The sequence below is a fragment of the Duganella sp. Root336D2 genome (assembly GCF_001425005.1).
In the GTDB taxonomy this organism is placed as follows: domain Bacteria; phylum Pseudomonadota; class Gammaproteobacteria; order Burkholderiales; family Burkholderiaceae_D; genus Rugamonas.
Genome location: NZ_LMDB01000033.1, coordinates 156,876 through 183,790, shown reverse-complemented (window position 1 = coordinate 183,790; position 26,915 = coordinate 156,876). Strand labels below are relative to the sequence as shown.

Annotated in this window: 24 protein-coding genes; 12 read left to right on the top strand and 12 right to left on the bottom strand. The window is 60.2% G+C overall.

Annotated elements, in window-relative coordinates; genetic code table 11:
- Positions 1–34 precede the first annotated feature (34 nt).
- A complete protein-coding gene (locus ASD07_RS19140; protein WP_055933976.1) occupies positions 35–1,012 on the top strand; it encodes a S41 family peptidase in 978 nt (325 codons plus the stop codon).
- 3 nt (positions 1,013–1,015) lie between these two features.
- Here ASD07_RS19140 and ASD07_RS19135 read toward each other — a convergent pair whose 3' ends face one another.
- The gene (locus tag ASD07_RS19135; protein ID WP_229207225.1) at positions 1,016–1,930 is read right to left on the bottom strand and encodes a cyclase family protein; all 915 of its coding nucleotides are present in this window, start codon (positions 1,928–1,930) and stop codon (positions 1,016–1,018) included.
- 148 nt (positions 1,931–2,078) lie between these two features.
- On the opposite strand from ASD07_RS19135, the gene ASD07_RS19130 reads away from it, so the two are divergent.
- Positions 2,079–2,972 carry a LysR family transcriptional regulator gene (locus ASD07_RS19130; protein WP_055933971.1) on the top strand — a complete coding sequence of 298 codons (894 nt, stop codon included), beginning with the start codon at positions 2,079–2,081 and terminating at the stop codon, positions 2,970–2,972.
- Here ASD07_RS19130 and ASD07_RS19125 read toward each other — a convergent pair.
- The 9 genes from ASD07_RS19125 to ASD07_RS19085 all read right to left on the bottom strand — a co-directional run bounded on the left by ASD07_RS19125 (position 2,969) and on the right by ASD07_RS19085 (position 16,852).
- Complete coding sequence (locus ASD07_RS19125) at positions 2,969–4,183, bottom strand: 6-phosphofructokinase (RefSeq protein ID WP_055933970.1); 1,215 nt, start codon at positions 4,181–4,183, stop codon at positions 2,969–2,971. The two genes, ASD07_RS19130 and ASD07_RS19125, sit on opposite strands and share 4 nt — an antisense overlap.
- A 42-nt stretch (positions 4,184–4,225) precedes the next feature.
- Positions 4,226–6,235, bottom strand: coding sequence for a S9 family peptidase (locus ASD07_RS19120; RefSeq protein WP_055934473.1), 2,010 nt, complete (start codon positions 6,233–6,235; stop codon positions 4,226–4,228).
- A gap of 27 nt (positions 6,236–6,262) precedes the next feature.
- On the bottom strand, positions 6,263–8,275 hold the full coding sequence (locus ASD07_RS19115) for a S9 family peptidase (protein WP_229207215.1): 2,013 nt from the start codon (positions 8,273–8,275) through the stop codon (positions 6,263–6,265).
- On the bottom strand, positions 8,272–10,236 hold the full coding sequence (locus ASD07_RS19110; RefSeq protein WP_055933967.1) for a S9 family peptidase: 1,965 nt from the start codon (positions 10,234–10,236) through the stop codon (positions 8,272–8,274). Before ASD07_RS19110 ends, ASD07_RS19115 begins: the two co-directional genes overlap by 4 nt.
- A gap of 89 nt (positions 10,237–10,325) precedes the next feature.
- On the bottom strand, positions 10,326–12,305 hold the full coding sequence (locus ASD07_RS19105) for an alpha/beta fold hydrolase (RefSeq protein WP_055933965.1): 1,980 nt from the start codon (positions 12,303–12,305) through the stop codon (positions 10,326–10,328).
- 57 nt (positions 12,306–12,362) lie between these two features.
- Positions 12,363–14,399, bottom strand: a complete 2,037-nt coding sequence (locus ASD07_RS19100; protein ID WP_055933963.1) for a sodium:solute symporter family protein — start codon at positions 14,397–14,399, stop codon at positions 12,363–12,365.
- On the bottom strand, positions 14,396–14,674 hold the full coding sequence (locus tag ASD07_RS19095; RefSeq protein WP_055933961.1) for a DUF4212 domain-containing protein: 279 nt from the start codon (positions 14,672–14,674) through the stop codon (positions 14,396–14,398). Before ASD07_RS19095 ends, ASD07_RS19100 begins: the two co-directional genes overlap by 4 nt.
- A complete protein-coding gene (locus ASD07_RS19090) occupies positions 14,646–16,163 on the bottom strand; it encodes a sensor histidine kinase (RefSeq protein WP_055933959.1) in 1,518 nt (505 codons plus the stop codon). The genes ASD07_RS19095 and ASD07_RS19090 overlap by 29 nt, the downstream gene beginning before the upstream one ends.
- Positions 16,160–16,852 (bottom strand): response regulator transcription factor, encoded by a 693-nt coding sequence (locus ASD07_RS19085; protein WP_055933957.1) that lies wholly within the window; start codon positions 16,850–16,852, stop codon positions 16,160–16,162. The genes ASD07_RS19090 and ASD07_RS19085 overlap by 4 nt, the downstream gene beginning before the upstream one ends.
- 131 nt (positions 16,853–16,983) lie before the next feature.
- Between ASD07_RS19085 and recA the strand changes: the two genes are divergently transcribed.
- The 10 genes from recA to ASD07_RS19035 all read left to right on the top strand — a co-directional run bounded on the left by recA (position 16,984) and on the right by ASD07_RS19035 (position 25,433).
- Positions 16,984–18,063 (top strand): recombinase RecA, encoded by a 1,080-nt coding sequence (recA, locus tag ASD07_RS19080; protein WP_055933955.1) that lies wholly within the window; start codon positions 16,984–16,986, stop codon positions 18,061–18,063.
- 126 nt (positions 18,064–18,189) lie between these two features.
- Positions 18,190–18,648 (top strand): recombination regulator RecX, encoded by a 459-nt coding sequence (gene recX / locus ASD07_RS19075; RefSeq protein WP_055933953.1) that lies wholly within the window; start codon positions 18,190–18,192, stop codon positions 18,646–18,648.
- A gap of 131 nt (positions 18,649–18,779) precedes the next feature.
- Positions 18,780–19,346, top strand: a complete 567-nt coding sequence (locus ASD07_RS19070; protein ID WP_055933951.1) for a DUF2889 domain-containing protein — start codon at positions 18,780–18,782, stop codon at positions 19,344–19,346.
- Between the two features lie 58 nt (positions 19,347–19,404).
- Complete coding sequence (gene sucC, locus ASD07_RS19065) at positions 19,405–20,571, top strand: ADP-forming succinate--CoA ligase subunit beta (RefSeq protein WP_055933949.1); 1,167 nt, start codon at positions 19,405–19,407, stop codon at positions 20,569–20,571.
- Positions 20,572–20,584: 13 nt separating this feature from the next.
- Positions 20,585–21,466: a succinate--CoA ligase subunit alpha gene (gene sucD / locus ASD07_RS19060; protein ID WP_055933947.1), complete on the top strand. Its 882-nt coding sequence runs from the start codon at positions 20,585–20,587 to the stop codon at positions 21,464–21,466.
- 63 nt (positions 21,467–21,529) lie between these two features.
- Entirely contained in the window at positions 21,530–22,183 is a 654-nt protein-coding gene (locus ASD07_RS19055) for an FHA domain-containing protein (protein WP_055933945.1), read from the top strand.
- Positions 22,184–22,378: 195 nt separating this feature from the next.
- The gene (locus ASD07_RS31820) at positions 22,379–22,846 is read left to right on the top strand and encodes a pilin (RefSeq protein WP_082507436.1); all 468 of its coding nucleotides are present in this window, start codon (positions 22,379–22,381) and stop codon (positions 22,844–22,846) included.
- Between the two features lie 316 nt (positions 22,847–23,162).
- Complete coding sequence (locus tag ASD07_RS32100) at positions 23,163–23,633, top strand: pilin (RefSeq protein ID WP_055933943.1); 471 nt, start codon at positions 23,163–23,165, stop codon at positions 23,631–23,633.
- Positions 23,634–23,905: 272 nt separating this feature from the next.
- Entirely contained in the window at positions 23,906–24,376 is a 471-nt protein-coding gene (locus ASD07_RS19040) for a pilin (protein ID WP_055933941.1), read from the top strand.
- Between the two features lie 577 nt (positions 24,377–24,953).
- Positions 24,954–25,433, top strand: a complete 480-nt coding sequence (locus ASD07_RS19035; protein WP_055933939.1) for a pilin — start codon at positions 24,954–24,956, stop codon at positions 25,431–25,433.
- A gap of 240 nt (positions 25,434–25,673) precedes the next feature.
- Here ASD07_RS19035 and ASD07_RS31005 read toward each other — a convergent pair whose 3' ends face one another.
- Positions 25,674–26,057, bottom strand: coding sequence for a hypothetical protein (locus tag ASD07_RS31005; RefSeq protein ID WP_156398096.1), 384 nt, complete (start codon positions 26,055–26,057; stop codon positions 25,674–25,676).
- 375 nt (positions 26,058–26,432) lie between these two features.
- Complete coding sequence (locus ASD07_RS19030; protein ID WP_055933936.1) at positions 26,433–26,885, bottom strand: hypothetical protein; 453 nt, start codon at positions 26,883–26,885, stop codon at positions 26,433–26,435.
- Positions 26,886–26,915 lie beyond the last annotated feature (30 nt).

The window sequence follows — 26,915 nt, the reverse complement described above, 5'->3', positions numbered from 1 at the left end:
ACGAGAATAGACTCTCCAAAATCGAGGAGACCTCATGCGCCTGATCCGTCCCGCCATCCTGGCCCTGCTTGTCGCGTCAACCGCCGCTATGGCGCAAGACATCAACCATCAGCAGCGCACCGCTTTGATTGACAAAGTCGTCAAGGAACTTGACGCGCATTATGTCTACCCGGCGCAATTGCAGGGCGTTGGCGAAAAACTGCGAGCGACAGACTTCAACACGGCCACGACGGAAGAAGCGTTTGCCGACGCGCTGACCGAGCGCCTGCGGGAGCTGGTCCGGAACCGCCACCTTGGCATCATGCATGACGCCGATGGCTTTCCCGGCATGGATCGCGAAGAACGTCCCTTGAGCGACCAGGAACGCGCCCAGATGTACGCGCAGGTCGCCGCCAGCGGTTACGGCATCGAACGCGTTGAACGCCTGCCAGGCAACGTCGGCTACTTCAAGACCAAATCGTTTGCACCGGGCACGCCATCGGCGCCGGCAGTCGCCAAGGCCATGACCAGCCTGGCTGATACCGAGGCCCTGATCATCGACTTGCGCGACAATGGCGGCGGCTCCCGCGATGCGGTGCCGCTGCTGGCCAGCTATCTGTTCGATAAGCCAGCGCGCCTGAATGACCTGTTCGCGCGCGAAGGCAACAAGACCATTGAAAACTGGACCAGCAAGGAAGTCGCAGGCAAGCGCTTCGGCGGCACCAAACCGGTCTACATCCTGGCCAGCCAAGGTACTTATTCGGCGGCGGAAGATTTCATCTACGCCCTCAAGAACCTGAAGCGTGCCGTCATCATCGGCGAGACCACAAAGGGCGGCGCCAGCCCTGCCAAGTTGTTCTGGCTGGACCGCAATTTCGCCATCCTGATTCCACAGGAAACCAGCATCAGCCCGGTCACCCGCACCAACTGGGAAGGCGTGGGCATCGCGCCCGATATCGCGGTGCCCGCCGCCGACGCCCTGCAAGCTGCACAGGCCGAGATCAGGAAGCGGCAGGCAGCCGCCGCACATTAAGGCCTAACGCAGCGGCAGGGCGATCGGCCGCATCGGCGCCGCATCCGCACCGCGCAACTTGAGCGAGGCGCCGATAAAGGCGAATTCGTATACCTTGTCGCGCGCCAGTTCTTCCAGGTTGACCAGTTCCATGATCGGCACGCCGTGTTCGGCCAGCAGGTAGGTGTGGACCGGAATGTAGTTGTCCTTGGCTTCGGAAGGGAAGGATTCGAAGCTCAGGTTGTCCGCGCCCACCACCATCGCGCCGTTCTGCTCCACCAGGAAGCGTGCCGCATCCAGGCCCATGCCCGGCGGATTCTGCATGAAGGCTTGCGCCTTCTCGAACTGCTGCATGCGGCCGGTGCGGATCAGCACCACGTCGCCCTTCTGCAGCGCCACCTTCTGTTTGGCCAATGCCTCGGCCAGGTCCTTGCCGGTCACGCGGTAGTTATCCGGCAGCATAGGGACGCCCTTGGCCGCGGCCACGTCGATCAGCACACCGCGCGCCACGATCGGTGGCAGCTTCTCGGCACCGGCCACTTTCCAGCCGCGGTCGCCCAGGTGCTCGGAAGCCTTGAAGCCGTTCCAGATCTTGCCGTCCAGGCCGAAGTGGTTCAACGCATCGATATGGGTCCCCATATGCGCATACATCGAAATCGCGCTGCCCGTGTAGCTGACGTGCTGGTTCATCGCCTTGCCCGTTTCCATCGGGTCGGACAATACGTTGCCATGCGGCGTATGTGTCATCCACATCAGGTAAGGCGGATCGCCGGCCGCCTGCCAGCTTGGCATGCCGACGAAATAATCCACCGACAGGTCATAAGCGCGGCCGCCGCTGAGGCGCGCCAGGATGGCCGCGCTGGACGCCTGGGTCACCAGGTTCAGGCGGCCGATTTCATCCTGCGGCCCCCACGGGCTGGTGCCCGGTTCGGCAGCCATGGCATTGGCGGACAGCAGCAGGGCGGCGAGGGTAGTTGCGAGTTTCATCTTGGCTCCTTTGTAAGAAAATCAGTGAAGCCAGCATATTTGATTCTGCTGCTAAGATAATCGGGCGATTTTGATAAAGACTTTTTACCCAGGGGATCGAATGGACAAGCTGGCGGCCATGCAAGCCTTTCGCCGCGTAGTCGAGCGCGGCAGCTTCAGCAAGGCGGCAGAGGAGCTGGGCCTGTCGCCGGCCGGCATCGGCAAGCAGGTGCGCTCGCTGGAGCAGGGCCTGAACGCGGCACTGCTGCTGCGCACTACGCGCACCATGAGCCTGACCGATACCGGCCGCGCCTACTTCCAGGAGTGCTGCCGCCTGCTCGACGAACTGGAGGAGCTTGAACGCAGCACCAGCGGTGAGCAGGCTGCAATGAAAGGGCGCGTGCGCATCAACGCTCCGATGTCGTTAAGCCTGGTGGTGCTGCCGCAGCTGCTGACGCGCTTCATGGACCAATACCCCGAGATCGACGTCGAGCTGACCATGGCGGACCGCTTGCTCGACGTCGTGGCGGAAGGCTTCGACCTGTCGCTGCGCGTACGCACCACGCTGCCCGATTCATCGCTGGTGGTGCGCGCTGCCGGCAAGGTGGAGCAGTGGCTGTGCGCCGCGCCGGCTTACCTGCGCCAGCGCGGCGCACCGCGGGTGCCGCATGACTTGCTGGCGCATCGCGCGCTGGCCTTCCGCCTGGCCGAGGCGCCCGGCCTGTGGCGGCTGGAAGGGGAGGGCGGCACGGCTGAAATCGAACCGCCGGTGCGTATGTGGCTGGACAACAGCCTGATGCTGGGACAGATGCTGGCAGCCGGGCAGGGCATCGGCTCGCTGCCCTCCTTCATCGCGCGGCCCATGCTGGCGCAGGGCACGCTGGAGCGCGTGCTGCCGGCATGGCAGATGCAACCGCGTGTCGCCTACATCGTCTACCCCGGCAACCGCCACCTGCAGACCAAGGTGCGCGCCCTGTCCGACTTCCTGGCGGCGGAATTGCCGGCGCTGTTCTAGCGCTTGAGGATCTTCGGCACCGGCGCCGGGCGCAGGCGGTAAGCGTCCGGCATGCCGGAACCGAGCAAGGGGCGCAGGTACATGCGGAAGGCATCGGTCACGCCGGTACCCTTCTCGTCGATGAATTCATCTTCCATGGTGCGCGTCTTGCCTGCCACGGCATCCAGCGGCAGCAGCTCATAGTCGACCGAATAGAAGCCGGTGCGCTTGATCGCCACCGAGCCATTGCGCTCGCCCCACATGGCGAACTGCACGGCCTTCTCGCCTACTTCGCGCGCCTCGCGCTGGTCCACGTCCGACACGCAGCCGATGAAGGAGCGCTGCAGGTAGCCGAAGGTATCGCCGCGCACGCGCTTGATCCCCAGCTTGTCCTTGATCTCGTCACACAGCAGGTCGGCCAGCGCACCGGTGCCGGACAGCTGCACATTGCCGTGCGCATCGCGTTCCACTTCCTTCGCCAGCAAGGTGGCGATCGGCTCGCCGGATGCATCGTGGATGCCTTCCGACACCGCCACCACGCACCGCCCATAGCGCGCGTACGTGTCCTTCACATCGGCCAGGAACTGTTCGATCGAAAACACGCGTTCCGGCAGGTAGATCAGGTGCGGTCCGTCGTCCGGGAATTTCTTGCCCAATGCCGATGCGGCAGTCAGGAAGCCGGCATGGCGTCCCATCACCACGCCCACGTATACGCCCGGCAGCGAAGCGTTATCCAGGTTGGCGCCGGCAAAGGCTTGCGCGACAAAGCGCGCCGCCGAAGGAAAGCCCGGTGTGTGGTCGTTGCCCACCAGGTCGTTGTCGATGGTCTTGGGAATGTGGATGGCACGCAGCGGATAGCCCGCAGCCTGCGCCTGTTCGGCCACGATGCGCACCGTGTCCGATGAATCGTTGCCGCCGATGTAGAAGAAGTGCTCGATCTCATGCGCCTTCAGCACCTTGAAGATCTCTTCGCAGTACTTCAGGTCCGGCTTGTCGCGCGTCGAGCCGAGGGCGGAGGAGGGTGTGGCGGCCACCAGTTCCAGGTTATGGCTGGTTTCCTGCGTCAGGTCGACGAAGTCCTCGTTGACGATGCCGCGCACGCCGTGCATGGCACCGTAGATGCGTGTCACATTGCGGAAGCGCCGTGCCTCGAGCACGACGCCGACCAGCGACTGGTTGATCACGGCGGTGGGACCGCCCCCTTGTGCGACCAGGATCTTGCCAGACGACATCGCGCTGCCTCCTTCGAAGTGAGTGACGGACGAGCCGCCAGCTTACTCCGTTTTTGCTCCTGCGCCGATATGCTTGCCGAGGAATTTCTCGACCCGGGTCCAGAAGTCGATATTGTTCTTCGGCAGTTGCCAACCATGGCCTTCCTCGTCGTACTGGATCCACTCGACCTGCTTGTTGGTCTGCACCAGCGCATCGCGGAAAGCCAGGCCGTGGATCAGCGGTACGCGCCGGTCGTCCGCGCCATAAGCCAGCAGCACCGGCCGCTTGATGCGCGCCGCCTGCTCCAGCGGCGAAGTGGCTTTCAACTGCGCGGCATCCTTGGCCTGGTCGCCGACCATTTCAGGCATGCCATACTTCTTCCAGCTTTCGCTCATATCGTCGCTGAAGCGCCAGTGCCCGTTGTACATCAGGTTGATATCGGTGACACCCACCCAGTCGATACCGCATTGGTACAGTTCGGGATCATTGACCAGGCCCATCAGGGTGGCATAGCCGCCATAGCTGGCGCCGGCAATGCAAATGCGTTGAGGGTCGGCATAACCCTGGGCGATGGCCCACCTGGTGGCATCGGCGATATCGTCCTGCATCTTCAGACCCCATTGCTTCAAGCCGGCCTTGAAATGCTTGTAGCCATAGCCGGTACTGCCGCGGAATTCCGGCTCCAGCACCGCGTAGCCGCGCGAAGCCAGGAACTGGGTTTCACGGTTCCAGCCGTAATGCACGCCGCGCACGTAAGGGCCGCCATGCACCATGACGACCATCGGATACTTCTTGCCGGCACCGCCTGGCGGCAGTGTCAACTGGACCGGGACCTGCCTGCCATCGCGCGCAGCGATGCGTACCACGTCCTGGGTGCCCATCTGCCCAGGCTTGATCTGTGGACGGGTCTGCCCGACGGGCTGCAGCTTCCTGGTACTGCGGTCGTACAGGAAGTAAATCACCGGCTGCACGTCGGAATAGGACGTCACCAGCACGTTCGGCGTGCCGGTGCGGCGCGGTATGCGCAGGTTGTTGATGGTGGACGGCAGCTGCTGGTCGATTTCGTCCTGCAGAGCCTTGTATTCAGGATCGAACCACAGCGTGCCTTCCGCGTCGGCTTCATAGTGGATGCCGAGCAGCTTGCCCTCGCGCAGCAGCAGGTCGCCGCGGAAGTCATGATTTTCCAGTTGCACCAGCGGCTTCTCGGCCAACTTGTTGGCCTTGAAGTCATAGGTGTACAAGGCAGTCTTGTCGCCATCCTTGTTGCTGCTGACATATAGCGTACCGTCGCGTGCATAGGACAGCGGCATGAAGGAGCCCGAATTGGGCTTGTAGGCATCAAAGGTGGTCAGCAGGCGCCACTCTTCGCTGTCGCCTTCGCGGATATGGAAGGAAACGGTGCGCGAGCCGTCGGTGTGGGCGGAAACCAGTCGTGGCTTGCCAGCGTCGTCCAGCGTGTAGGCCTGCGCGTTGGCCGGCCGCTTGATGCCCTCGGTACGACCGGTCAGGGTGTTCAGCCTGAGCATGTTCACGTAGTCGAGCTTGCCTTGCAGGTCGTTCGAGACGCCACTCAGCACGTATACCCACTCGGAATCCTGGGCGCCAACCGGCCCCATGAAATAATTCCATGCCAGCATGCGCGGCCCGGAGCTGTCCAGCGAATTCGTGGTCACCAGCTGGCGCATGCCGCTGCCGTCCGCGTTCACTGCCCACAGGCCCGGGCCGTTGACGGTTTCTCCCTGGCCGACCTGCTTGTCGGCGGTGTTGAACAGGATGCGCTCGTCGTTGACCCACTGGATATCGGCGACGTCGCGCGTGCCGAACTTGGCCACGACGTTGATCTTGTGCTGGACCGAATCATAAACAGCCAGCATATAGCGGCCGTTCTGCTCATGCGGCACGCGCACCGCGAGGTAGCGCCCGGTCGGCGAAAGGGTGGCACCGGTAAAGGCCGGGTAGTTGAAAAAAGACTCGGCAGGCGGGACGGAGCCGGCCGCGCGCGCAGGAAGCCAGGCCGCCGTAATGGCCAGGCCGAGCAGGCCAGAGTGGATCAGGTGCTGGGTTTTCTTCATGGTGAGCATGCGTGCTTCAGTGTGGATTTATCGTCCGGCCCCGATATGGCGATCGAGGAAGCGCTCCACGCGCGTCCAGAAATCGATGTTGTTGCGCGGCTCGTACCAGCCGTGGCCTTCGTTGGGGTATTCGATCCATTCCACATCCGGGTTCGAATCGCGCACGGCGTCGCGCAGGCGCGTGCCATGGACGATCGGAACACGCTGGTCCTTGCCGCCATAGGCCAGCAGCAGCGGGCGCTTGATGCGGTGCGCCTGCGCCAACGGCGAAGTAGCCTTGAACTGCGCTGCATCCTTGACCGGGTCGCCGATCGTATCCGGCATGGTGTAGCGCTTGTGGTCAGCGGAAATATCGTCGGGATAGCTCCACGCCGGGCTGAACAGCAGGTCGATGTCGGTGACGCCGACCCATTCGATGCCGCATTGGTACAGGTCGTGGTCTTTGACCAGTCCCATCAGGGTCGCGTAGCCACCGTAGCTGGCGCCGGCGATGCAGACCCGGGCCGGGTCGGCGATGCCCTGGGCCACCGCCCATTTCATGCCGTCGGCCACATCGTCCTGCATCTTCAGTCCCCATTGTTTCCACCCCAGCAGGTAATGCTTGCGGCCAAAGCCGGTACTGCCGCGGAACTCCGGCTGCAGCACCGCGTAGCCGCGCGAGGCGAGGAACTGCACGTCCGCACGCCAGCCCCAGGCGCTGCCACGCACCCAGGGACCGCCATGCACCAGTACCACCATAGGCAGGTTCTTGCGCTTGCCGGCAGGCAGGGTCAGCATGGCCGGAATCTCCAGGCCATCGCGCGCCGCATAGCGCACCTCTTCCTGCATGCCCATCTGCCCGGGCTTGATCTCGGGGTGCGATTCACCCACGCGCGCCAGCTTGCCCGTTGCGCGCTCATAGCTGTAGTAGCGCTCCGGCTGGACATCGGAATACGAGCGCACCAGGACGTATGGCGCAGTCTCCTCCTGCGGCAACTGGACCACGTTGACGGTGCCGGTCAACAGCTTGTCGATAGCGTCCTGCATCTGCTGCAACGCCGGATCGAACCATTGCACGCCCTCGCCATCGCGCTGGTATTGCACACCGAGCAGCTTGCCGTTGCGGATCACCAGCCTGCCTTTGAAGTCGTAGCCATCCAGGGCCAGCAACGGAGCGGCATCCAGGGTATTGCCGGCCATGTCATAGCGGTACACCGCTGATTTGTCGGCACCGCCGTTGCTCGTGACGTAGAGGGTATTGCCTTCTCCAAAGCCGAGCGGCGCGATGGTGTAGCCAGGCCCGATTTGCTGGGCTACGCTGGACAGCTTGCGCCATTGCTTGTCGTTGCCGAGCAGATGAAAGACTGTCTTGCCTTGTTCGAAGGTGGTGGCCAGGCGCGGCTCGCCGTGCCGGTCGAGCACCCAGCCCGTGGCTTGCGCCGGCCCTTTCAAGCGCTCGTGGCTGCCGTCGATGGTATTCACGCGCCACAAGTTCGCGTAGGCGTTCTCTTTTGGCCCGTCCTGGCGCGGCTCGATGGCATATACCAGGTCGGAATCCCGCTCGCCATCGTAGTCGATCAGCGTGATGCGGCTGGCGAGCATCAGGTAAGGGGAGGCGGCGCCGCTCAGTTGTTTGTTGGGGGCATCGCTTGCCAGCAGCAGCGGCCGGCCGCCGTCGCGGTCGATGGCGAACATGGAAGCCGCGAACTTGCCGCCGGAAGCCACGCTGCCAAGATTGAATGACTCGAACACCAGGCGCTGGTCGTTGACCCATTGCACCGACACCACATCGGCATCCTTGAAGTTGGCGACTACCTTGGCCGAGCGTGAAGCCAGGTCGATGACGGCCAGTTGCGTACGCCCTCCGGCCTGGGCAATGCGGGCGGCAAGGTATTTGCCACTGGGGGAAATGACAGCCCCGCCAAACAGCGGCCGGTTGAAGAAGTCCTTGGCTGGCGGCGCTGCCGTCGCCACGCCGGTGGCCGCGCCGCCTGCCGGCGACGCGATGGCAAGCGCCAACCCTGCAAGGCAGGCCATCAGCAGGCGCGGCGCGGACCTCACTTCGCCTGTGCTCCGGCGCCGATATGCTTGTCGAGGAATTTCTCGACCCGGCCCCAGAAATCGAGGCGGGTCTTCAAGGTGAACCAGTGGTCCTCACCCACGTACTTGACGAATTCGGCATCGGCCTTTGCGTCTTGCAGCGCCCAGCGGATCTTGCTGAAATGCGAGAAGGGCACGCGCAGATCTTCTTCGCCGTGTGCGAGCAGGAGCGGGCGCTTGATGCGTGCGGCCTGTTTCAGCGGCGATGTGGCAACGAACTGCGCGGCATCCATTTTCAGGTCACCCACCAGCTTCGGCACGTCTTTGGTCTTGTAGTCGCCCTGCCGGTCGCCCTTCAGCGACATGCCGACGTCATACATCGTCGGAATGTCGGTGATAGCCTTGTAGGCAATGCCGCAGCGGTACAAACCGGGATCGTTGACCAATCCCATCAGGGCGGCATAGCCGCCATAGGTGCTACCCATGATGCAGACGCGGTCTGGGTCGGCGATCCCTTTCTCCACGGCCCATTTGACGCTGTCGGCGATATCGTCCTGCATCTTCAAGCCCCATTGTTTAAGGCCTGCGGAGAATAGTTTGAAACCGAAACCTGTCGAGCCACGGTATTCCGGTTCCAGCACGGCATAGCCGCGTGAGGCGAGGAACTGGCTGTCGGGATCCCAGCCCCATTCATTGCCGCGCACATACGGGCCCCAATGCACGATCACTACCATCGGCAGCTTATTGCCGCCCTTGGCCGGCTTTGTCAGCCAGGCCGGGATTTGCATGCCGTCGCGCGCATTGACCTTGACCAGCTCCTGGCGACCCATCTCAGCTGGATTGATATCGGGGCGGCCCATGCCAACCACTTTCAACTGGCCGGTCTTGCTGTTGTACAGCGAGTAGGTGCGCGGCTGGCGATCGGAATAGCTCTCAACCAGCAGCCATGGAACTTCCGGCGCAGTCGGCGGGGTGAGCAGGTTGACCATGCCTGGCAACTTCTTGTCCACTTCCGCCTGGGCCGCCTTCATGTCTGCATCGAACCAGAGGCTGCTGCGTGCGTCCGCCAGATAATGGATGCCGAGCAAGCGCTTGTTCGAATACACCATGCTGCCGCTGAAGTCGAAGTCGCTCAGCGATACCAGCGGCTCCGGGTCAGCCTTGCCGCTGGCCAGGTCCAGGGTGTGCAGCGCGGCCTTGTCGCCGTTCAGCCGGGCTTTGACCAGCATTTGTTTGTCATCGACGAAGCCGATTGGCGCAATCCCGCCTTCACCGCTGTCGTAAGCCGGGAATGTGCCCAAGGCGCGCCATGTCCCGCTGGCGGGATCGCGGTAATGAATGGTTTCCTTGCCCTCTTTGCTGGATACCATGATGCTGGGCTCGCCCTTGCGGTCCAGCATCCAGCTTTGCGCAGCCTCAGGCCGGTTGACAAAGGTCGACTGCCCCGTCGAGGTGTTCAGCTTGACCAGGTCGGTGCGCTCGACGAAATGGTCTTTCCACTCAAGGCGGAGCATGTAGATGAAATCCGAGTCCTGTGCGCCCTCATCATTCATCAAATAAGTACTCCACGGTTCGACATGGACCATGTTGTCGTTGGTTGATGTCCAGTCGTGCGACACCAGCTGGCGCGTGTTTTTGCCATCGCGGTCAACGGCGTACAGGCCGGGGGCAAAGTGGTCCTCGCCCGATTTGCGTCTGATGTTGAGCACGCTATATACCAAGCGATTTTCGTTAACCCAGCGGATGTCGCCAATATCGTATTCGGTCGGGCGCGCACCGCCGATTACGGATTGGGTTTCGCTGTCGACAACTACCAGGCCGTCGCGCAGCGTGCTGTTACCGACGCGTAGTGCCACGTAGCGGCCGCTCGGCGATATGACTGCGTCTTTGAATTGGGCTGGCTCGAAGAATTGCTGCAATGAAGGGGCCGCTTGTGCCAGGCCGCCAACGGCGGCCAGGGACAGAAGGAAATGCTTGATCATTTATGCTCGCTGCCGAAATTTATGTTGTGGAAAATATATGTTACCGGAATGGCAAAGTTGGAAACTCGCCAAAAATCACTTCTGCCCGGTCATTTCTGTTCTTGCCCGATATGCTTGTCGAGGAAATTCTCGACCTTGCTCCAGAAGTCGAGCCGGGTCTTCAGCGTGCTCCAGCCATGGCCTTCGCCGGCATATGCTGCGAACTCGGCGTCGGCGTTGGCTTTTTCCAGTGCGCTGCGCATCTTGCTGAAGTGGGTGAACGGCACGCGGTGGTCGTCGATGCCATGCGCCAGCAGCAGCGGGCGCTTGATGCGCTCGGCCTGCTTCAGCGGCGAGGTCGCCACGAACTGTGCCGCATCCTGTTCCAGGTCACCCACCAGCATCGGCACGCCATACGCCCTGTAATCGTCCGGCAGGTCCGACAGCACCGCCATGCCACTGTCATACAGCATGGGGATGTCGGTGACGGCCATGTAGGAAACGCCGCAGCGGTACAGGTTTGGATCGTTGACCAGGCCCATCAGGGTGGCGTAGCCGCCATAGCTGGCGCCCATGATGCAGATGCGCTCAGGATCCGCAATGCCTTTTTCCACGGCCCACTTCACGCTGTCGGCAATATCGTCCTGCATCTTCAAGCCCCACTGCTTCATCCCCGCCGAGAACAGTTTCAGGCCGAAACCGGTGGAGCCGCGGAATTCCGGCGCCAGCACCGCGTAACCGCGCGAAGCAAGGAACTGGCCTTCGGCATCCCAGCCCCAGGCATTGCCGCGGACATACGGGCCGCCATGCACCATCACCACCATCGGCAGCTTCTTGCCGCCTTTGGCCGGCAGGGTCAGCCAGGCCGGGATTTCCATCCCGTCGCGGGCACGGTATTTCACCATGTCCTGCTGGCCCATTTCGGCGGGCTTGATGTCCGGGTGCGCGCCGCCGATTCCCTTCAGCTCGTGGGTCTTGCTGTTGTACAGCGAGTAGAAGGTCGGCTGGCGGTCGGAGTAGCTGGCCACCAGCAGCCAATTGGTTTCCGGCTGTGCAGGAGGCGTGACAATGTTGGTCAAGCCGGCGATCTGCCGGTCGATTTCTTTCTGGGCCGCTTGCAGCGCCGGGTCGAACCAGATGCTGGAGCGCGCATCCGACAGGTAATGGATGCCGGCCAGGCGCTTCTTCGAGTACACCATCTCACCTTCGAAGTCGAAGTCCGCCATCGACACTAGCGGTTCGCCATCGATCTTTCCGGTGGCCAGGTTCATCAGGTATAGCGCTGCCTTGTCGCCTTTCTTGCGGGTTTTTACCAGCAGCCGTTTGTCGTCGTAGAAGCCGATGGGGGCAAGGCCCTCGTCGAGGATGCCGTAAGCAGACTGGCTTGCGATGGCGCGCCACTCGCCGTTCGCTTGGCGGTAATGAATGGTCTCTTGGCCGTCCTTCAAGGAGACCAGGACCGAAGGCTGGCCCTTATGATCCAGCAGCCAGCTGCGCGCCACGCCCGGATGGGTGATCGAGCTCGATTGCTGGGTCGCGATATTCAGCTGGATCAGTTCGGTGCGCTCGATTTCATAGTCGGATTTGCCCGACCAGACTGGGCGTTGCAGATAGATGATTTCGGAATCCTGTGCACCGTCTTCATCCAGCAGGAAGGTATTCCACGGTTCCAGGCGGGACTTGATCAGTGTTCCCGTAGTGAACTGCATGCCGCGGTGTTCCACTAGTTGGCGCCTTTCCTTGCCGTCGCGGCTCACGGAGTAAAGCCCCGGTGCGAAGCGCGTGTCGCCCCACGCGGCGTTGCGGTCTACAACCGTGTAGACCAGGCGCGTATCGTTGACCCAGCGGATATCGTCGACGTCGTAATCCGGCAGTCGGCCGCCGCCCACAATACCGAGTGTTTCGGTATCCAGGACCACGTAGGCATCGCGTTGCTCGTGGTCACCGAGACCCAGGGCGATGTAGCGCCCGCTGGGCGACAACTTGGCGTTCTTGTATTGAGGGGATTCGAAGAAATTCTTCGCCGGCGGGGCGGCATGGGCCAGTCCGGCCACGGCGGCCAGGCTGGCCAGGAGGTAAGCAATTTTCATAGGAAACGAATGTTACTCGAATGGCAATCTTAATTTCTAGCCAAATGTAACTTTCATCTATTCTGGTGTGCGGATGTGGCGTACAAGCGACAGGGTGCGTGCATCCGGCGCCGGCGTCAGCAGGCTGACCACAATCAGCGCGGCCAGCCCGGCCGGCACGCCGAACACACCGGCCGAATTGGCGGCGATGCCGAACCACTGCCCGTTGATGCTGCCGCCCAAGACCGGATTTGCGTGCAGCATGTAGTACAGGCAGGTAAAGAAGCCCGCCACCATCGCGGCGATTGCGCCCTGGTGGTTGGCGCGCTGCCAGAATACGCCCGCCACCAGCGCCGGGAACAGCGTCGATGCGGCCAGCGAGAAGGCGGCGCCCACCAGCGACAGGATGTCGCCCGGCTTGGTCGATGCGGCATAGGCTGCGATGAAGGCCACCGCCAGCAACAGCAGCTTGGAAATCGTCACCCGCTTCTGGGTTGATGCCTCCGGATCGACGATCTTGTAATAGACGTCATGCGACAGTGCGTTGGAGATCGCCAGCAGCAGGCCGTCCGCGGTGGACAGCGCAGCAGCCAGGCCGCCCGCGGCCACCAGTCCCGATACCACATACGGCAGGCCGGCAATCTCCGGCGTGGCCAGCACCAGCACGTCGCCATCGATCTGGATTTCCGCCAGTTGCACGATGCCGTCCAGGTTGATGTCGCTGATGGACAGCAGCGGGTTGGCCTTGTCCACATTGGCCCAGTACGAGACCCAGGTCGGCAAGTGCGCGAAATCGCTGCCCACCAGGGAGCTGTAGATATCGTATTTGACCAGCACCGCCAGCGCCGGGATGGTCAGGTACACCAGCAGGATGAAGAACAGGGTCCAGAACACCGACACCCGCGTTTCCTGCACCGAAGGCGTGGTGTAGGAGCGCATCAGGATGTGCGGCAAGGCGGCCGTACCCACCATCAGGCAGAACACCAGCGCCAGGAAGTTGTTGCGCTTCTGGTCCGACTGCTCGCGGTCGGCGCCGGGGAAGGGCTCGGCATGCTTGACCAGTTCGCGCCCGCGGGCCAGGTTGTGGTTGCGCTGCTCCGTCCACACGGCCGCCGCGTCTTCCACGGTCTTGGGATAGTCGGCCAGCGCCCGTTCGGCGGCGCGGATTTCCAGCAGCGAGCCGTTGCGCTGCTTGACCATGTCCAGGTTGTGCTGCGCTTCCAGCCGGCCCGAATCCCAGGAGGCCGGCAAGCCGTGCAGGCGCACGGCGAAATCGTCGGCGCGCTGCAGGAATACTTCGCGCACCTCGGTTTCTTTGTCGTCGTGCGCCAGTTGCGATTCGCGCGCGCTGAGCTTGGGCAGCAGCTTGCCGTAGGCGACCTGCGGCACCGGGTTGCCGCCATGCTTGACCGCCAGCCACATGGCCGGCATCAGGAAAGCCACCAGGATGATGATGTACTGCGCCACCTGGGTCCAGGTAATTGCGCGCATGCCGCCCAGGAAGGAGCACACCAGGATCGACGCCAGCCCGAGGAAGATGCCGACCGAAAAATCGACGCCGGTGAAGCGCGATGCGATCAGCCCCACTGCATAAATCTGCGCCACCACGTAAGTGAAGGAGACGATGATGGTGGCGCCAACCGCCATCAGCCGCACCGCGCGCCCGTTGACACCGCCGCCGTAGCGCGCTGCGAAGAAGTCGGGAATGGTGTACTGGCCGAACTTGCGCAGGTAGGGCCCGATCAGCAGCGCCACCAGGCAGTAGCCGCCAGTCCAGCCCATGATATAGGCCAGGCCGTCGAAGCCGTGCAGGTACAGCCCGCCCGCCAGCGAGATGAAGGACGCAGCGGAAATCCAGTCGGCCGCCGTGGCCATGCCGTTGAACAGCGAAGGTACGCGCCGCCCCGCCACGTAATATTCCGCCACGTTCGAAGTGCGGCTGATCACGCCGATTGCCGCGTACAGGATGATGGTGGCGAACATGAACAGGTAGCCGATCCACAGGCGCGGCATGCCTTCCTTTTCCAGCATTGCCAGTGCGAGCAGGAACATGGCGAAGCAGCCGGTGAAGATCGTGTAATAGCGCTGCAGCTTGCGGAAGAAGGGCGTCCTCATGCCTGGCCCTCGCTCTCGCTGCGGTACAGCCGCTCGATGGCGCGCATGCGCCAGGCGTAGAAACCGATGATGGCGAGGTAGATCAGCGATGCGCCCTGCGCGGCGAGGTAGAACGACAACGGCCAGCCGAAAATCGACAGCCCGCTCAATTCGCGCGCAAAGAAAATGATGCAGAACGTGGTGAGCAGCCAGGTGGCCAGCAGCCAGCCGGTCATGCGGCGTACGCGGCGCCAGTGGCGCTCGATCTTATCCAAATTGCGGTACCTCTTCTTCATCGGGCGGCACGTCCGGCTCGCGCAGCGGGAACGTGACGCGGAACAGGCAGCCCGGATATTTCGGGTCGGTGGTGCGCGGGTTGGCGAACAGGTCGACTTCCGCATCGTGCTGCTGCGCCACTTCGCGCACGATCGGCAGGCCGAGGCCGGAGCCCTCGGTATTGCTGCCCAGGATGCGGTAGAAGCGTTCGAACACATGGCCCCGTTCCGCTGCCGGGATGCCGGGGCCGTTGTCTTCCACTTCGAGCAGCGCATGCCTGCCGGTGCGGCGCACGCGCACCGTGACTGCACTGCCGCGCGGCGTGTAGCGCAGGGCATTGTCGATCAGGTTGGACAGCATTTCGCGCAGCATCATGGCGTTGCCGGAAATCGGCACCTCTTCATGCGGCGGCTCGTAGCCAAGGTCGATGCCGTAGTTGAATGAAGCCTGCACCCAGTCGTGCACCGTATTGCGCGCCACTTCGCCCAGCTCCAGCGGCGCCATCGCGGTGCCGGCCTGGGGCTGGTTTTCGGCGCGCGCCAGTGCCAGCAGCTGGTTGACCAGGCGCGTTGCGGCTTCCGACGATTTGGCCAGCTGCTCCAGTGAACGGTGCACCTCGGCCTGGTCGGTCTGCCTCAGCGCCAGTTCCGATTGCGTGCGCATGCCGGCCAGCGGGGTTTTCATCTGGTGCGCGGCATCGGCGATGAAGCGCTTCTGCGAATCGATCGACAGTTTCAGGCGCTCCAGCATTTCATTGAGCGACTTGACCAGCGGCGTGATTTCCTCCGGCACCTGGCGCGGCGGGATCGGGCTCAAGTCGTCGGAAGGGCGGGCGCGGATGCGCTCCTGCAGCTCGCGCAGCGGCAGCAGCCCGCGCGACAAGGCAAACCACACCAGGGCCAGCACAATCGGCAGGATGATGAACTGCGGCAGGATCACGCCCTTGATGATTTCATTGGCCAGCTTGGCGCGTTTTTCCAGCGTTTCGCCCACCTGCACCAGGGCCAGGCGCTGCGGCTGCGCCTTGTCTTCTTCCAGGTTGACCCAGGTCCAGGCGATGCGGACCGGCGTGCCGTGCAGCGTGGCGTTGCGGAACAGGACGGCGCCGGCGCGGATGTCCTGCAGTTCCGGGTCCTGCTTCGGCGGCGGCGGCAGGTCGCGGTCGCCGTCGACGTGGGCGCCGGACGGGCTGCTGACCTGGTAATAGATATTGTCGATGTCGTCGGCGCGCAGGATGTCGCGCGCCGGCCCCGGCAGGCGAGGGATCGCGCCGGCCACTTCGCGCACCTGCTGCGTCAGCACGGTGACGGTATCTTCCAGCGCATGGTCGAAAGGCTGGTTGGCGATGGACTTCGCCACCAGGTAGGTGATGGCGATGCTCATCGGCCACAGCAGCAGCAGGGGAGCGAGCATCCAGTCGAGGATCTCGCCGAACAGCGAGTGCTGGATCTCATTTTCTTCGGCGGCCGGGGCGTGGTCCCAGTCGGCGGCCTGCTGCTCGCCGTTCACGTGGCGGCCGGCGGTTGCGGCGGGTTGAATTTCTCCAGGCAGTAGCCGAGGCCGCGCACGGTGGCGATGCGGATGCCGCCCACTTCAATCTTCTTGCGCAGGCGGTGCACATAGACCTCGATGGCGTTGTTGCTGACCTCCTCGCCCCATTCGCACAGGTGGTCCACCAGCTGCTCTTTCGACACCAGGCGCCCGGTGCGCGCCAGCAGGATTTCCAGCAGGCCCAGTTCGCGCGCCGAGAGGTCCAGCATCTGCTCATTGATATAGGCGCTGCGCCCCACCTGGTCATAAGTGAGCGGGCCATGCTTGACCACCGTGGAGCCGCCGCCCTGGCCGCGCCGGGTCAGGGCGCGCACCCGCGCTTCCAGTTCGGACAGCGCGAACGGCTTGGCCATGTAATCGTCGGCGCCCAGGTCGAGGCCGTTGACACGCTGCTCCACCGAATCGGCCGCGGTCAGGATCAGCACCGGCAGCAGCGAGCCGCGCGTGCGCAGCCGGCGCAGCACTTCCAGGCCTGACATCTTGGGCAGGCCCAGGTCCAGGATCAGCAGGTCGAATTCCTGGGTGGACAAGGCCGTGTCCGCCTCCTGCCCATTTTTTACGCAATCGATCGCATAGCCGGACTGGCGCAGGGAGCGCGTCAGGCCGTCCGCGAGGACGCTGTCATCTTCGGCTAATAGGATACGCATAGGCTAACTGTAACCACCTCTTTGATAAATCGCAAAGTTTGCAAAAAGGGGCTTGTCAAAAGCACTGTAATTTTATACAGTACCACCTGTACATACGTAGTGACCCAATTTATCTAGCGCGAAAGAACATCATGGACGACAAAAAAGGAGCAGTACCGGCATCGGAAAAAGCCAAGGCCCTGGCCGCGGCGCTGGCCCAGATTGAGAAGCAGTTTGGTAAAGGCTCGGTGATGCGCATGGACGCGTCGGCCCCGATCGAGGAAGTGCAGACTGTCTCCACCGGCTCCCTGGGGCTGGATATCGCGCTGGGCGTAGGCGGCCTGCCACGCGGCCGCGTCGTCGAAATCTACGGTCCTGAATCCTCCGGTAAAACCACCCTGACCCTGCAAGCCATCGCGGAAATGCAGAAGCTGGGCGGCACCTGCGCCTTCATCGATGCGGAACACGCGCTGGACGTGACCTACGCCCAAAAATTGGGCGTCAACCTGCACGAACTGCTGATCTCGCAGCCGGACACCGGCGAACAGGCCCTGGAAATCTGCGATGCGCTGGTGCGCTCCGGTTCAGTGGACCTGATCGTGGTCGACTCGGTCGCCGCGCTGACCCCGAAAGCCGAAATCGAGGGCGACATGGGCGACTCGCTGCCGGGCCTGCAGGCGCGACTGATGTCCCAGGCGCTGCGCAAGCTGACCGGCACCATCAACCGCACCAATACCCTGGTGATCTTCATTAACCAGATCCGCATGAAGATCGGCGTGATGTTCGGCTCGCCGGAAACCACCACCGGCGGTAACGCACTGAAATTTTACGCATCCGTGCGCCTCGACATCCGCCGCACCGGCTCGATCAAGTCGGGCGACGAGGTGATTGGTAACGAGACCAAGGTTAAAGTGGTCAAGAACAAGATTGCCCCGCCGTTCAAGGAAGCCCACTTCGACATCCTGTACGGAGAAGGCACTTCGCGCGAAGGCGAGATCATCGACCTGGGCGTGGACGCCAAGATCGTTGAGAAGTCGGGTTCCTGGTATAGCTACGGCGGCGAACGTATCGGCCAGGGTAAGGACAATGCCCGTACCTTCCTCAAAGAGCGCCCGGCACTGGCGCGCGAAATCGAGAACAAGGTGCGTGCAGCGCTGGGCGTGCGTGAGCTGCCTGCGGTGGTCGATGGTGGCGATGAAGCGCCGGCGCCTAAACTGAAGGCAGTCGACTAAAACCGGTAAATCTGGGTACGACCCAAGGGTCGGACCCGCCAGATCACAGACCTGCGGCTCCGGCACGTCGGGTCTGACCCTTGGGTCAGACGGGACGGCCATCCGGCCGGTTTACCGGTTTAAAAGATGCCCCTCCCCAAACCCACCCTAAAAGCCCGCGCCCTCCGCCTGCTAAGCCAGCGCGAGCACTCCCGCCTCGAACTCGCCCGCAAGCTGCAACGCCACGCGGAAGAGGGCGACGACGTCGAAGCCCTCCTGAACTTCCTCGAACAAAACAAATGGCTCTCTGAAGAGCGCTTCTCCGAAAACCTGGTGCACCGCCGCTCCGCCCGCTACGGCAACAGCCGCATCGTGGCCGAACTGCAGCACCACGGCATCGGCGGCGAGATGCTGGCCGAAGTAAAGGAAAGCCTGAAAGAAGACGAAGTCGAGCGCTGCTGCGAAGTCTGGCGCCGCAAATTCGGCGAAGTCGCCGCAGACCCCGAAGGCCGCCAAAAGCAATTGCGCTTCCTCATGTCGCGCGGCTTCTCGCAGAAAGCCATCCGCACCGCCATGAAGGGCACGATGCCCGACGAGGACTTTTAAATTGGCCTGACAAGGTGTGCTACACTTCGATAGTTTTATGCAGCACCGCGGGTGCGGTGGTTGTCCGTAGAAGCTGCGGCGTACTGATTAGCTGCTTATAATTTTGGCCACTTTTGAGTGGCATCGGTCTTATGTCCCTGTCAAATCCAGTCTCCCGACGTGCGCTGCGGCATACGCGCGCCATAGACATCCAGGCGTATTCTCGCGAGGATGGACTGTGGGATCTTGACGCCCATATCACGGACATCAAATCCTTCGACACCATGCTGGCATCCGGTCCGCGCAAAGGCAATGAAGCCCTGCACGACCTGTGGCTGCGTGTGACCGTCGATAAGCAGCTGACCATCATCGATGCCGAAGCAAGTTCGGACGCCGTTCCCTATCCTGGCCATTGCGACACAATCGGCCCAGCCTATAAAGCCTTGATCGGCCTGAACCTGATGAAGGGTTTTCGCCATGCAGTCAAGGAAAGGCTGGCCGGCGTACATGGCTGTACCCACCTGACAGAACTGGCCCTGGTCCTGCCGACGGCAGCCGTGCAAGCCTTTGCCAATGACGTCTGGCCGGTGAACGAGCGTTCCAGCACTGCGACAGAGAAACCGTTCCAACTCGATAAGTGCCACGCCCTCAAGACCGATGGCGGGGCAGTTGCCGAGTTCTACCCACGCTGGTACGCCAACAAGGCGGACGCAGCCTAGGTGCTGTACAAAATACATCTAACCAACAAACAGGTATTCGAAAGAAGGGAAAGCCAGCATGAAAATCCATGAGTATCAAGGCAAAGAGATCCTCCGAAAATTCGGAGTGACCGTACCGCGCGGCATCCCGTGCATGTCCGTGGAAGAAGCAGTGAAAGCTGCCGAAACCCTGGGCGGCCCAGTATGGGTCGTGAAGGCACAGATCCATGCCGGTGGCCGTGGTAAAGGCGGCGGCGTGAAAGTAGCCAAGTCGCTGGAACAGGTCAAGGAATACTCCGACCAGATCATGGGCATGCAACTGGTGACCCACCAGACCGGCCCTGAAGGCCAGAAAGTCCGCCGCCTGATGATCGAAGAAGGCGCCGACATCAAGAAGGAACTGTACGTTTCACTGGTAACCGACCGCGTTACCCAGCGCGTTGTCCTGATGGCTTCCTCCGAAGGCGGCATGGACATCGAAGAAGTCGCTGAAAAGCACCCGGAACTGATCCACAACGTCGTGATCGATCCAGCTGTTGGCCTGACCGAAGCTGATGCCGCCGACGTTGCGCGCAAGATCGGCGTGCCGGAAGGCTCGATCGCCGACGCGGTGACCAACCTGCAAGGCCTGTACAAAGCCTACTGGGATACCGACGCATCCCTGGCCGAAATCAACCCGCTGATCGTGACCGGTTCCGGCAAGATCATCGCCCTGGACGCCAAGTTCAACTTCGACGCGAATGCCCTGTTCCGCCGTCCGGAAATCGTCGCTTACCGCGACCTGGACGAAGAAGATCCAGCTGAAGTCGAAGCATCGAAATTCGACCTGGCCTACATCTCCCTGGACGGCAACATCGGCTGCCTGGTGAACGGCGCCGGCCTGGCCATGGCAACCATGGACACCATCAAGCTGTTCGGCGGCGAGCCTGCCAACTTCCTGGACGTCGGCGGCGGCGCAACTGCCGAGAAAGTGACCGAAGCGTTCAAGATCATGCTGAAGAACCCGGACCTGAAAGCCATCCTGGTGAACATCTTCGGCGGCATCATGCGCTGCGACGTGATCGCCGAAGGCGTGATCACCGCATCCAAAGCCGTGTCCCTGCAAGTTCCGCTGGTGGTCCGCATGAAGGGCACCAACGAAGACCTGGGCAAGAAGATGCTGGCCGATTCCGGCCTGCCAATCATCGCCGCTGACACCATGGAAGATGCAGCCAAGGCCGTAGTCGCTGCCGCTGCCGGTAAATAATTAAGGAATCACTATGTCTATCCTGATCAATAAAGACACCAAAGTCATCACCCAGGGCATTACCGGCAAAACCGGCCAGTTCCACACCCGCATGTGCCGCGACTACGCGAACGGCCGTGAAGCTTTCGTTGCCGGCGTGAACCCGAAGAAAGCCGGCGAAGACTTCGAAGGCATCCCAATCTACGCATCCGTCAAGGAAGCGGCTTCGGAAACCGGCGCGACCGTTTCCGTGATCTACGTTCCACCAGCAGGCGCAGCCGCTGCAATCTGGGAAGCCGTAGAAGCCGACCTGGACCTGGCCATCTGCATCACCGAAGGCATCCCAGTCCGCGACATGATGGAAATCAAGGACCGTATGGCTAAAGCAGGTTCCAAGACCCTGCTGCTGGGCCCTAACTGCCCAGGCCTGATCACCCCTGACGAAATCAAGATCGGCATCATGCCTGGCCACATCCACAAGAAGGGTCGTATCGGCGTGGTTTCCCGCTCTGGCACCCTGACCTATGAAGCAGTCGGCCAGCTGACCGCACTGGGCCTGGGCCAGTCTTCCGCAGTTGGTATCGGCGGCGACCCGATCAACGGCCTGAAGCACATCGACGTGATGCGCATGTTCAACGACGATCCTGACACCGACGCGGTGATCATGATCGGCGAAATCGGCGGTCCGGACGAAGCCAACGCAGCCCGTTGGATCAAGGACAACATGAAGAAGCCAGTGGTTGGCTTCATCGCCGGTGTGACCGCTCCTCCAGGCAAGCGCATGGGCCACGCCGGCGCGCTGATCTCCGGCGGCGCTGACACCGCGCAAGCCAAACTGGAAATCATGGAAGCCTGCGGTATCAAGGTAACCAAGAACCCATCCGAAATGGCTCGTCTGTTGAAGGCAATGCTGTAATAGTAGCTGTATGATAACGGGGAGCTTCGGCTCCCCGTTTGCGTTTACCAGGAGGATATCGATTTGGCAAAACTACTCGTGATGCGAGAAGGTGTTATCGAGCAGACAGTGCAGCTCACCAAGGAGCGCATGACCGTCGGCCGCCATAAGCATAACGACATTGTCCTGAATCACGGGGCTGTGAGCGGCGAGCACGCCCTCGTCACGACCATCCTGGACGACTCCTTCCTGGAAGACCTGCAAAGCACAAATGGTACATTTGTGAACGGCCACCGCATCGGCAAGCACTTCCTGCAGCACAAGGACGTGATCAAGATGGCCAAGTACCACCTCGAATTTGTCAGCGACGGCATCCGCCCGCTGGCCGCCGCCGCCGCCACCATCCCGGCCATGCCGGCGCCGCCCTCGGCCTCAGCCTCGCTGCCTTCCGCGCCGCACACCCAGTTCGCAGAACTGCCGCTGGCCCATATAGAAGTCCTGAACGGCACGAACGCCGGCAAAACCCTGAGCCTGACCAAGCCCGTCACCAGCCTGGGCCGCCCGGGCGTGCAGGTAGTCGTGATCACCCGTGCCCTAGAAGGCTATTCCGTCGCCCACGTGGAAGGCGACAAATCTCCTCTGTTGAATGGCGACCCAATGCCGCGCCAGCCGCACTCGCTGAATGGGGGCGACATCCTCGACCTCAGCGGAATCCTGATGGCATTCCGCGTCAGTTGACGAAAATTGTCATGGAGCAACGCCGCAAACTGACAAAGATTGCAGGCCGTTGACCAAAATCGTCATACTAGCATTGCGAAACTGACATTTTTTGACAGAAAGCAGGGTGATTTGCTGAAAAATTGAGCTGGCACGGGGATTGCTCATATCCAAGCGTTAGACCCAATTTTTAAGTTTTTTACAGAGGAGCAGTAAATGAAATCCATGAAGATGATTAAGCGTCAAGCACAAGCCGGTTTCACCCTGATCGAACTGATGATCGTTGTGGCAATTATCGGTATCTTGGCTGCAGTTGCAATTCCAGCTTACTCCGACTACACCGCCAAGGCTAAAGCAGCTAACGCTATCGCTTCCGTCGAATCCCTGAAAACCGCTGTTGCAATGTGCGCACAAGAAGCCGGCGGCGTTCTGACCACCTGCGACACCAACTCTGACGGTGTTCCAGCATTCACCTCGACCAAAGAAGTTACTTCTGCTTCGGTTACCGACGGCGTGATCACCCTGACCTTCGCTGCCGGCATCGGCACTGGTATTGATGGTTCCACCATCATCTTCACCCCACGCCTGCGCGCTAACGACACCACCATGCGTTGGACCATCGTTTCGAACGCCACCAACACTGCTGTGAAGACCGCAATCGAGAAGAACAGCGTAGCTTCCTAATCGAGCTGCTGGCTGAAATACGCCAGGCTGTAGATCAAATGCCGCCCAGTGCAAACTGGGCGGCATTTTTTATTTGTGCGCAGGAATTTGAACCTCAGCCGGATCGTTCCAAGTGAGCTGACAAAAATTTTCACAAGTAGCGCTGCAAGTGACAAAGTCTGCAGGGCACCTGACTAAAAATGTCGACTCAGCAGGAGAAAATTGACAGTTTTTGACCGAAATCAGCGCAATCCGAGATAAATTGAATTGGCACGCCGATTGCTCGTATCCAAGTGTCGTACCCATTTCTTGGTTTCTTACCCGAAGGAGAGGCAACATGAAATCCGTGAAAATGATCAAGCGTCAAGCACAAGTTGGTTTCACCCTGATTGAACTGATGATCGTTGTGGCGATTATCGGTATCCTGGCTGCAGTAGCGATCCCGGCATACTCTGATTACACTGCCAAGGCTAAAGCAGCCAATGCAATCGCTTCCATCGACTCCCTGAAAACCGCAGTCGCCATGTGCGCCCAGGAAGCCGGCGGCGTTCTGGATACCTGCGACACGGGTTCTGGTGGCGTTCCAGGCACCTTCAGCGCGACCAAAGAAGTTGCATCGGCCTCTGTAACCAACGGGGTAATCACTCTGACGTTCGCCACTGGCATTGGCACGGGTATTGATGGCACCACAGTTGTCTTCACTCCACGCCTGAACTCCAACGATACGACCATGCGCTGGACAATCGTCTCCAACGCAACCAACGCAGCTGTGAAGACCGCAATAGAGAAGAACAGCGTAGCTTCCTAATCGGCGGCAGCCTGAAACAAGCCAGGCTCCGGATCAAATGCCGCCCAGTGAAAACTGGGCGGCATTTTTCATTGGGCGCAAGAGTTTAGATTTCCTTCGGAACCACTGACAAAGTCTGTCCGGCCGTCGACTAAAATTGTCGACTCAGCAGGAAGAAATTGACAGTTTTTGACGGAAATCAGCGAGATTTCAAAAAAATCGGGTTGGCACGCCGATTGCACGAAATCATATGTCGTTCCAATTTCTTGGTTTCTTACCCGAAGGAGAAGCAAATGAAATCCGTGAAAATGATCAAGCGCCAAGCACAAGCTGGTTTCACCCTGATCGAACTGATGATCGTCGTTGCCATTATCGGCATCCTGGCAGCCGTCGCGATCCCAGCCTACTCCGACTACACCGCCAAGGCCAAAGCAGCCAACGCCATTGCTGCCATCGATTCCCTGAAAACCGCAGTTGCCCTGTGCGCTCAAGAAGCTGGCAACGCCCTGGATACCTGCGACACCGGTTCCGGTGGCATTCCAGGCTCGTTCACCGCGACCAAAGAAGTTGCCTCTGCCAGTGTTACCGACGGCGTAATTACCCTGACGTTCGCCACCGGCATCGGCACTGGCATTGATGGCACCACAATCGTCTTCACGCCACACGTGAACCAAAACGACACCACTATGCGCTGGACGATTGTTTCGAACTCCACCAACACTGCGGTGAAGACTGCAATCGAGAAGAACAGCGTCGCATCGTAATCTCGCGGTTCATCGCAGAAAACCCGAAAACACGGACCTTGCTATTAGCAGTAGCGCAAGTGGGTCAGACCCTTGGGTCTGACCCAGGTTTACCGGTTTCAATCTGTCTCGCGCTGGATAGCAAATCCGTAGCGCGAGACAACCCCGACCAAGATCGCTCAACGCATGCCCCGCCCTTTCCAAGCGAACCCACAAAACCTGGGTCAAACACAAGCCGTAAGGCCGTCTGGTCCGACTACCGCCACAACGGCCCGACTGCCAGAGCGCTTCCCTGAATTCTTCAAGCACCCAAAAAAGCCGAGCGCCTTCACAAATGCCGTCCGGTAGAAACCAATCGGCAATGCTCATTGCAACCTCCCGTGCTAGTCGGTCCTCCGTTTAGCTGACAATTTTTTGCAATGGAAGATTCCAAACTGAAAGGTAAGCACGCCGATTGACAAAAATTGTCGATTCAACAGGAAAGTTGACATTTTTTGACGTAAACCAGGCGCTCCTCAGACCAGTCGAGCTGGCACGCAGATTGCAAGTACCCAATCGTCCTACCAAATTCTCAGTCCCCAACCCGAAGGAAAAGCAAATGAAGTCCGTGAAAATGATCAAGCGCCAAGCACAAGCTGGTTTCACCCTGATCGAACTGATGATCGTTGTTGCCATTATCGGTATCTTGGCAGCCGTAGCGATCCCAGCCTACTCCGACTACACCGCTAAGGCGAAAGTAGCCAATGCCATTGCTTCCGTCGATTCGCTGAAAACCGCTATCGCCGTGTGCGCACAAGAAGCCGGCAACGCCCTGGATACCTGCGACACCACCACCAGCGCCACTCCAACGAATGTTCCAGTCTTCACCGCCACCAAAGAAGTTACATCTGCCTCTGTTGCCAACGGCGTAATCACTCTGACACTCGCTACTGGCATGGGTACTGGCGTTGATGGCACCACCATTACCTTCACGCCACACGTCATCGTGGGCGACACCACCATGCGCTGGTCGATTGCCTCGACGGCCACCAATCCAGCTGTGAAAGAAGCCATCGAGAAGAACAGCACCGCTTCCTAATCGGTTGCTAGCAAAAAAATCGAGCTTCCGCTCAGATGCCGTCCAGTGAAAACTGGGCGGCATTTTATTTTTGGGAATACGGTCGGTCAGCATTGCCGGGCCTGACATTCGGACCGTCAAGCAGATTCTTGATATATATCAATATGCGAAATCGGCCAAATCCGCCCTTGAGATTTGTCAAAAGATTGCGCTCGCTGTCCGAGTGTAACAGACCTGGCACCGGCTCGTGAGGCAGCGTCATTATCGCGCTTGCATCAAGTCAACTGCCGTGGCTCGCGCGTCCATCGTAGCGCTCACGACAAACCATTTATCTTTTTGCTTTTCTAAATTTATTCGTATCAATCCGCTACGCCCTCCGCCGCGCACTCCGCAGTCAAATGAGGCACTACCAGTCGATCCGGCGAAATTCAGTTCATAGCCGAAAGGGCTAAGACTGACTGCTGGCTCAGATCCGAACTCAGCTTGAACATCGTGTGAGCTCCTGATAAAACGCTCTGCAACATCGAATGCCGCGCTATAGAGACAGGAAAAGTACCCAACAAAATAAGTCAAAAAAAATAGAACGGTTAGCAATAGAACCTTGTTCCCGAATTTGCTCCGAACTTTCCCTACTTTTACCGGCATTCGCAGGCTCCTTTGTTATATATCGTCACCCAAACACCTGCTGCGGCACTTTCACTGACACCGGGGGTTACAGACCTGGCAGTGGTTCAGGCTTTAATTTAAAAACCTTGTGGATTAGGATAACCTCCGGGGTTGCTTGCAACGTAAATGTGTTGATTCCGCCTTTTACCAACTAGAGCGCTTTGTACATAACGACCCAGTGCAGGAACATGACTCGGTGCCTGGTCTGATTCGGTGCCTGGTCTGTCATTCGGACACGCGACCTGACTCTTTGATAAATATCAATACGCGAAATCGGTCAGATTCGCGCCTTGAGATTTGTCATCAGAGTGCGCTTGCTGTTTGAATGACAGACCTGGCACTGGTTCGCGCTTGTCAATCGTATTGGCGCGTAACGAATTCCTTCTTATTGAAGTCATACTCCATAATCGAATACGGGAATATCCTTAGATTTGCCTTAGCGATTCCATCGACATTTGAATAATTAAGGAGAAACCATTTTGTTACCCACGAAAGTTGGGTGTGATTACCTTCGACAAGTTTTGTCTTATTAATGGGGGCAATTGCATGACGTGATACAAATTCTGAAATATCTGCTTTAATATAAATTTGCAGGGAATAGCCCACGACTGTGGTCGCAACAAAAGTAGATAGCAAGAGGTTCCTCAAATGCCTTCTTGATTGATTTTGCGACGCCAGAGCCAGATAGCTTCCAGCGATTAAAAAGAAACCAGAGAATAGCCATCCTGAAAAAATGAAGGTATCAAATAAAACGACAAATATACCGGTTATCAACGGCATCAACAGAGTTAACTTTACTTTTGGCATTCGCATTCCTTAGGCACTGAACGACGATAG

What these genes read in the sequence shown, in the direction of transcription:
- ASD07_RS19140 (WP_055933976.1), top strand. Translation starts at nt 35, where the DNA reads ATGCGCCTGATCCGTCCCGCCATCCTGGCCCTGCTTGTCGCGTCAACC.
- ASD07_RS19135 (WP_229207225.1), bottom strand. Translation starts at nt 1,930, where the DNA reads ATGGCTGCCGAACCGGGCACCAGCCCGTGGGGGCCGCAGGATGAAATC.
- ASD07_RS19130 (WP_055933971.1), top strand. Translation starts at nt 2,079, where the DNA reads ATGGACAAGCTGGCGGCCATGCAAGCCTTTCGCCGCGTAGTCGAGCGC.
- ASD07_RS19125 (WP_055933970.1), bottom strand. Translation starts at nt 4,183, where the DNA reads ATGTCGTCTGGCAAGATCCTGGTCGCACAAGGGGGCGGTCCCACCGCC.
- ASD07_RS19120 (WP_055934473.1), bottom strand. Translation starts at nt 6,235, where the DNA reads ATGAAGAAAACCCAGCACCTGATCCACTCTGGCCTGCTCGGCCTGGCC.
- ASD07_RS19110 (WP_055933967.1), bottom strand. Translation starts at nt 10,236, where the DNA reads ATGATCAAGCATTTCCTTCTGTCCCTGGCCGCCGTTGGCGGCCTGGCA.
- ASD07_RS19105 (WP_055933965.1), bottom strand. Translation starts at nt 12,305, where the DNA reads ATGAAAATTGCTTACCTCCTGGCCAGCCTGGCCGCCGTGGCCGGACTG.
- ASD07_RS19100 (WP_055933963.1), bottom strand. Translation starts at nt 14,399, where the DNA reads ATGAGGACGCCCTTCTTCCGCAAGCTGCAGCGCTATTACACGATCTTC.
- ASD07_RS19095 (WP_055933961.1), bottom strand. Translation starts at nt 14,674, where the DNA reads ATGAAGAAGAGGTACCGCAATTTGGATAAGATCGAGCGCCACTGGCGC.
- ASD07_RS19085 (WP_055933957.1), bottom strand. Translation starts at nt 16,852, where the DNA reads ATGCGTATCCTATTAGCCGAAGATGACAGCGTCCTCGCGGACGGCCTG.
- recA (WP_055933955.1), top strand. Translation starts at nt 16,984, where the DNA reads ATGGACGACAAAAAAGGAGCAGTACCGGCATCGGAAAAAGCCAAGGCC.
- recX (WP_055933953.1), top strand. Translation starts at nt 18,190, where the DNA reads ATGCCCCTCCCCAAACCCACCCTAAAAGCCCGCGCCCTCCGCCTGCTA.
- ASD07_RS19070 (WP_055933951.1), top strand. Translation starts at nt 18,780, where the DNA reads ATGTCCCTGTCAAATCCAGTCTCCCGACGTGCGCTGCGGCATACGCGC.
- sucC (WP_055933949.1), top strand. Translation starts at nt 19,405, where the DNA reads ATGAAAATCCATGAGTATCAAGGCAAAGAGATCCTCCGAAAATTCGGA.
- sucD (WP_055933947.1), top strand. Translation starts at nt 20,585, where the DNA reads ATGTCTATCCTGATCAATAAAGACACCAAAGTCATCACCCAGGGCATT.
- ASD07_RS31820 (WP_082507436.1), top strand. Translation starts at nt 22,379, where the DNA reads ATGAAATCCATGAAGATGATTAAGCGTCAAGCACAAGCCGGTTTCACC.
- ASD07_RS32100 (WP_055933943.1), top strand. Translation starts at nt 23,163, where the DNA reads ATGAAATCCGTGAAAATGATCAAGCGTCAAGCACAAGTTGGTTTCACC.
- ASD07_RS19040 (WP_055933941.1), top strand. Translation starts at nt 23,906, where the DNA reads ATGAAATCCGTGAAAATGATCAAGCGCCAAGCACAAGCTGGTTTCACC.
- ASD07_RS19035 (WP_055933939.1), top strand. Translation starts at nt 24,954, where the DNA reads ATGAAGTCCGTGAAAATGATCAAGCGCCAAGCACAAGCTGGTTTCACC.
- ASD07_RS31005 (WP_156398096.1), bottom strand. Translation starts at nt 26,057, where the DNA reads ATGCCGGTAAAAGTAGGGAAAGTTCGGAGCAAATTCGGGAACAAGGTT.
- ASD07_RS19030 (WP_055933936.1), bottom strand. Translation starts at nt 26,885, where the DNA reads ATGCCAAAAGTAAAGTTAACTCTGTTGATGCCGTTGATAACCGGTATA.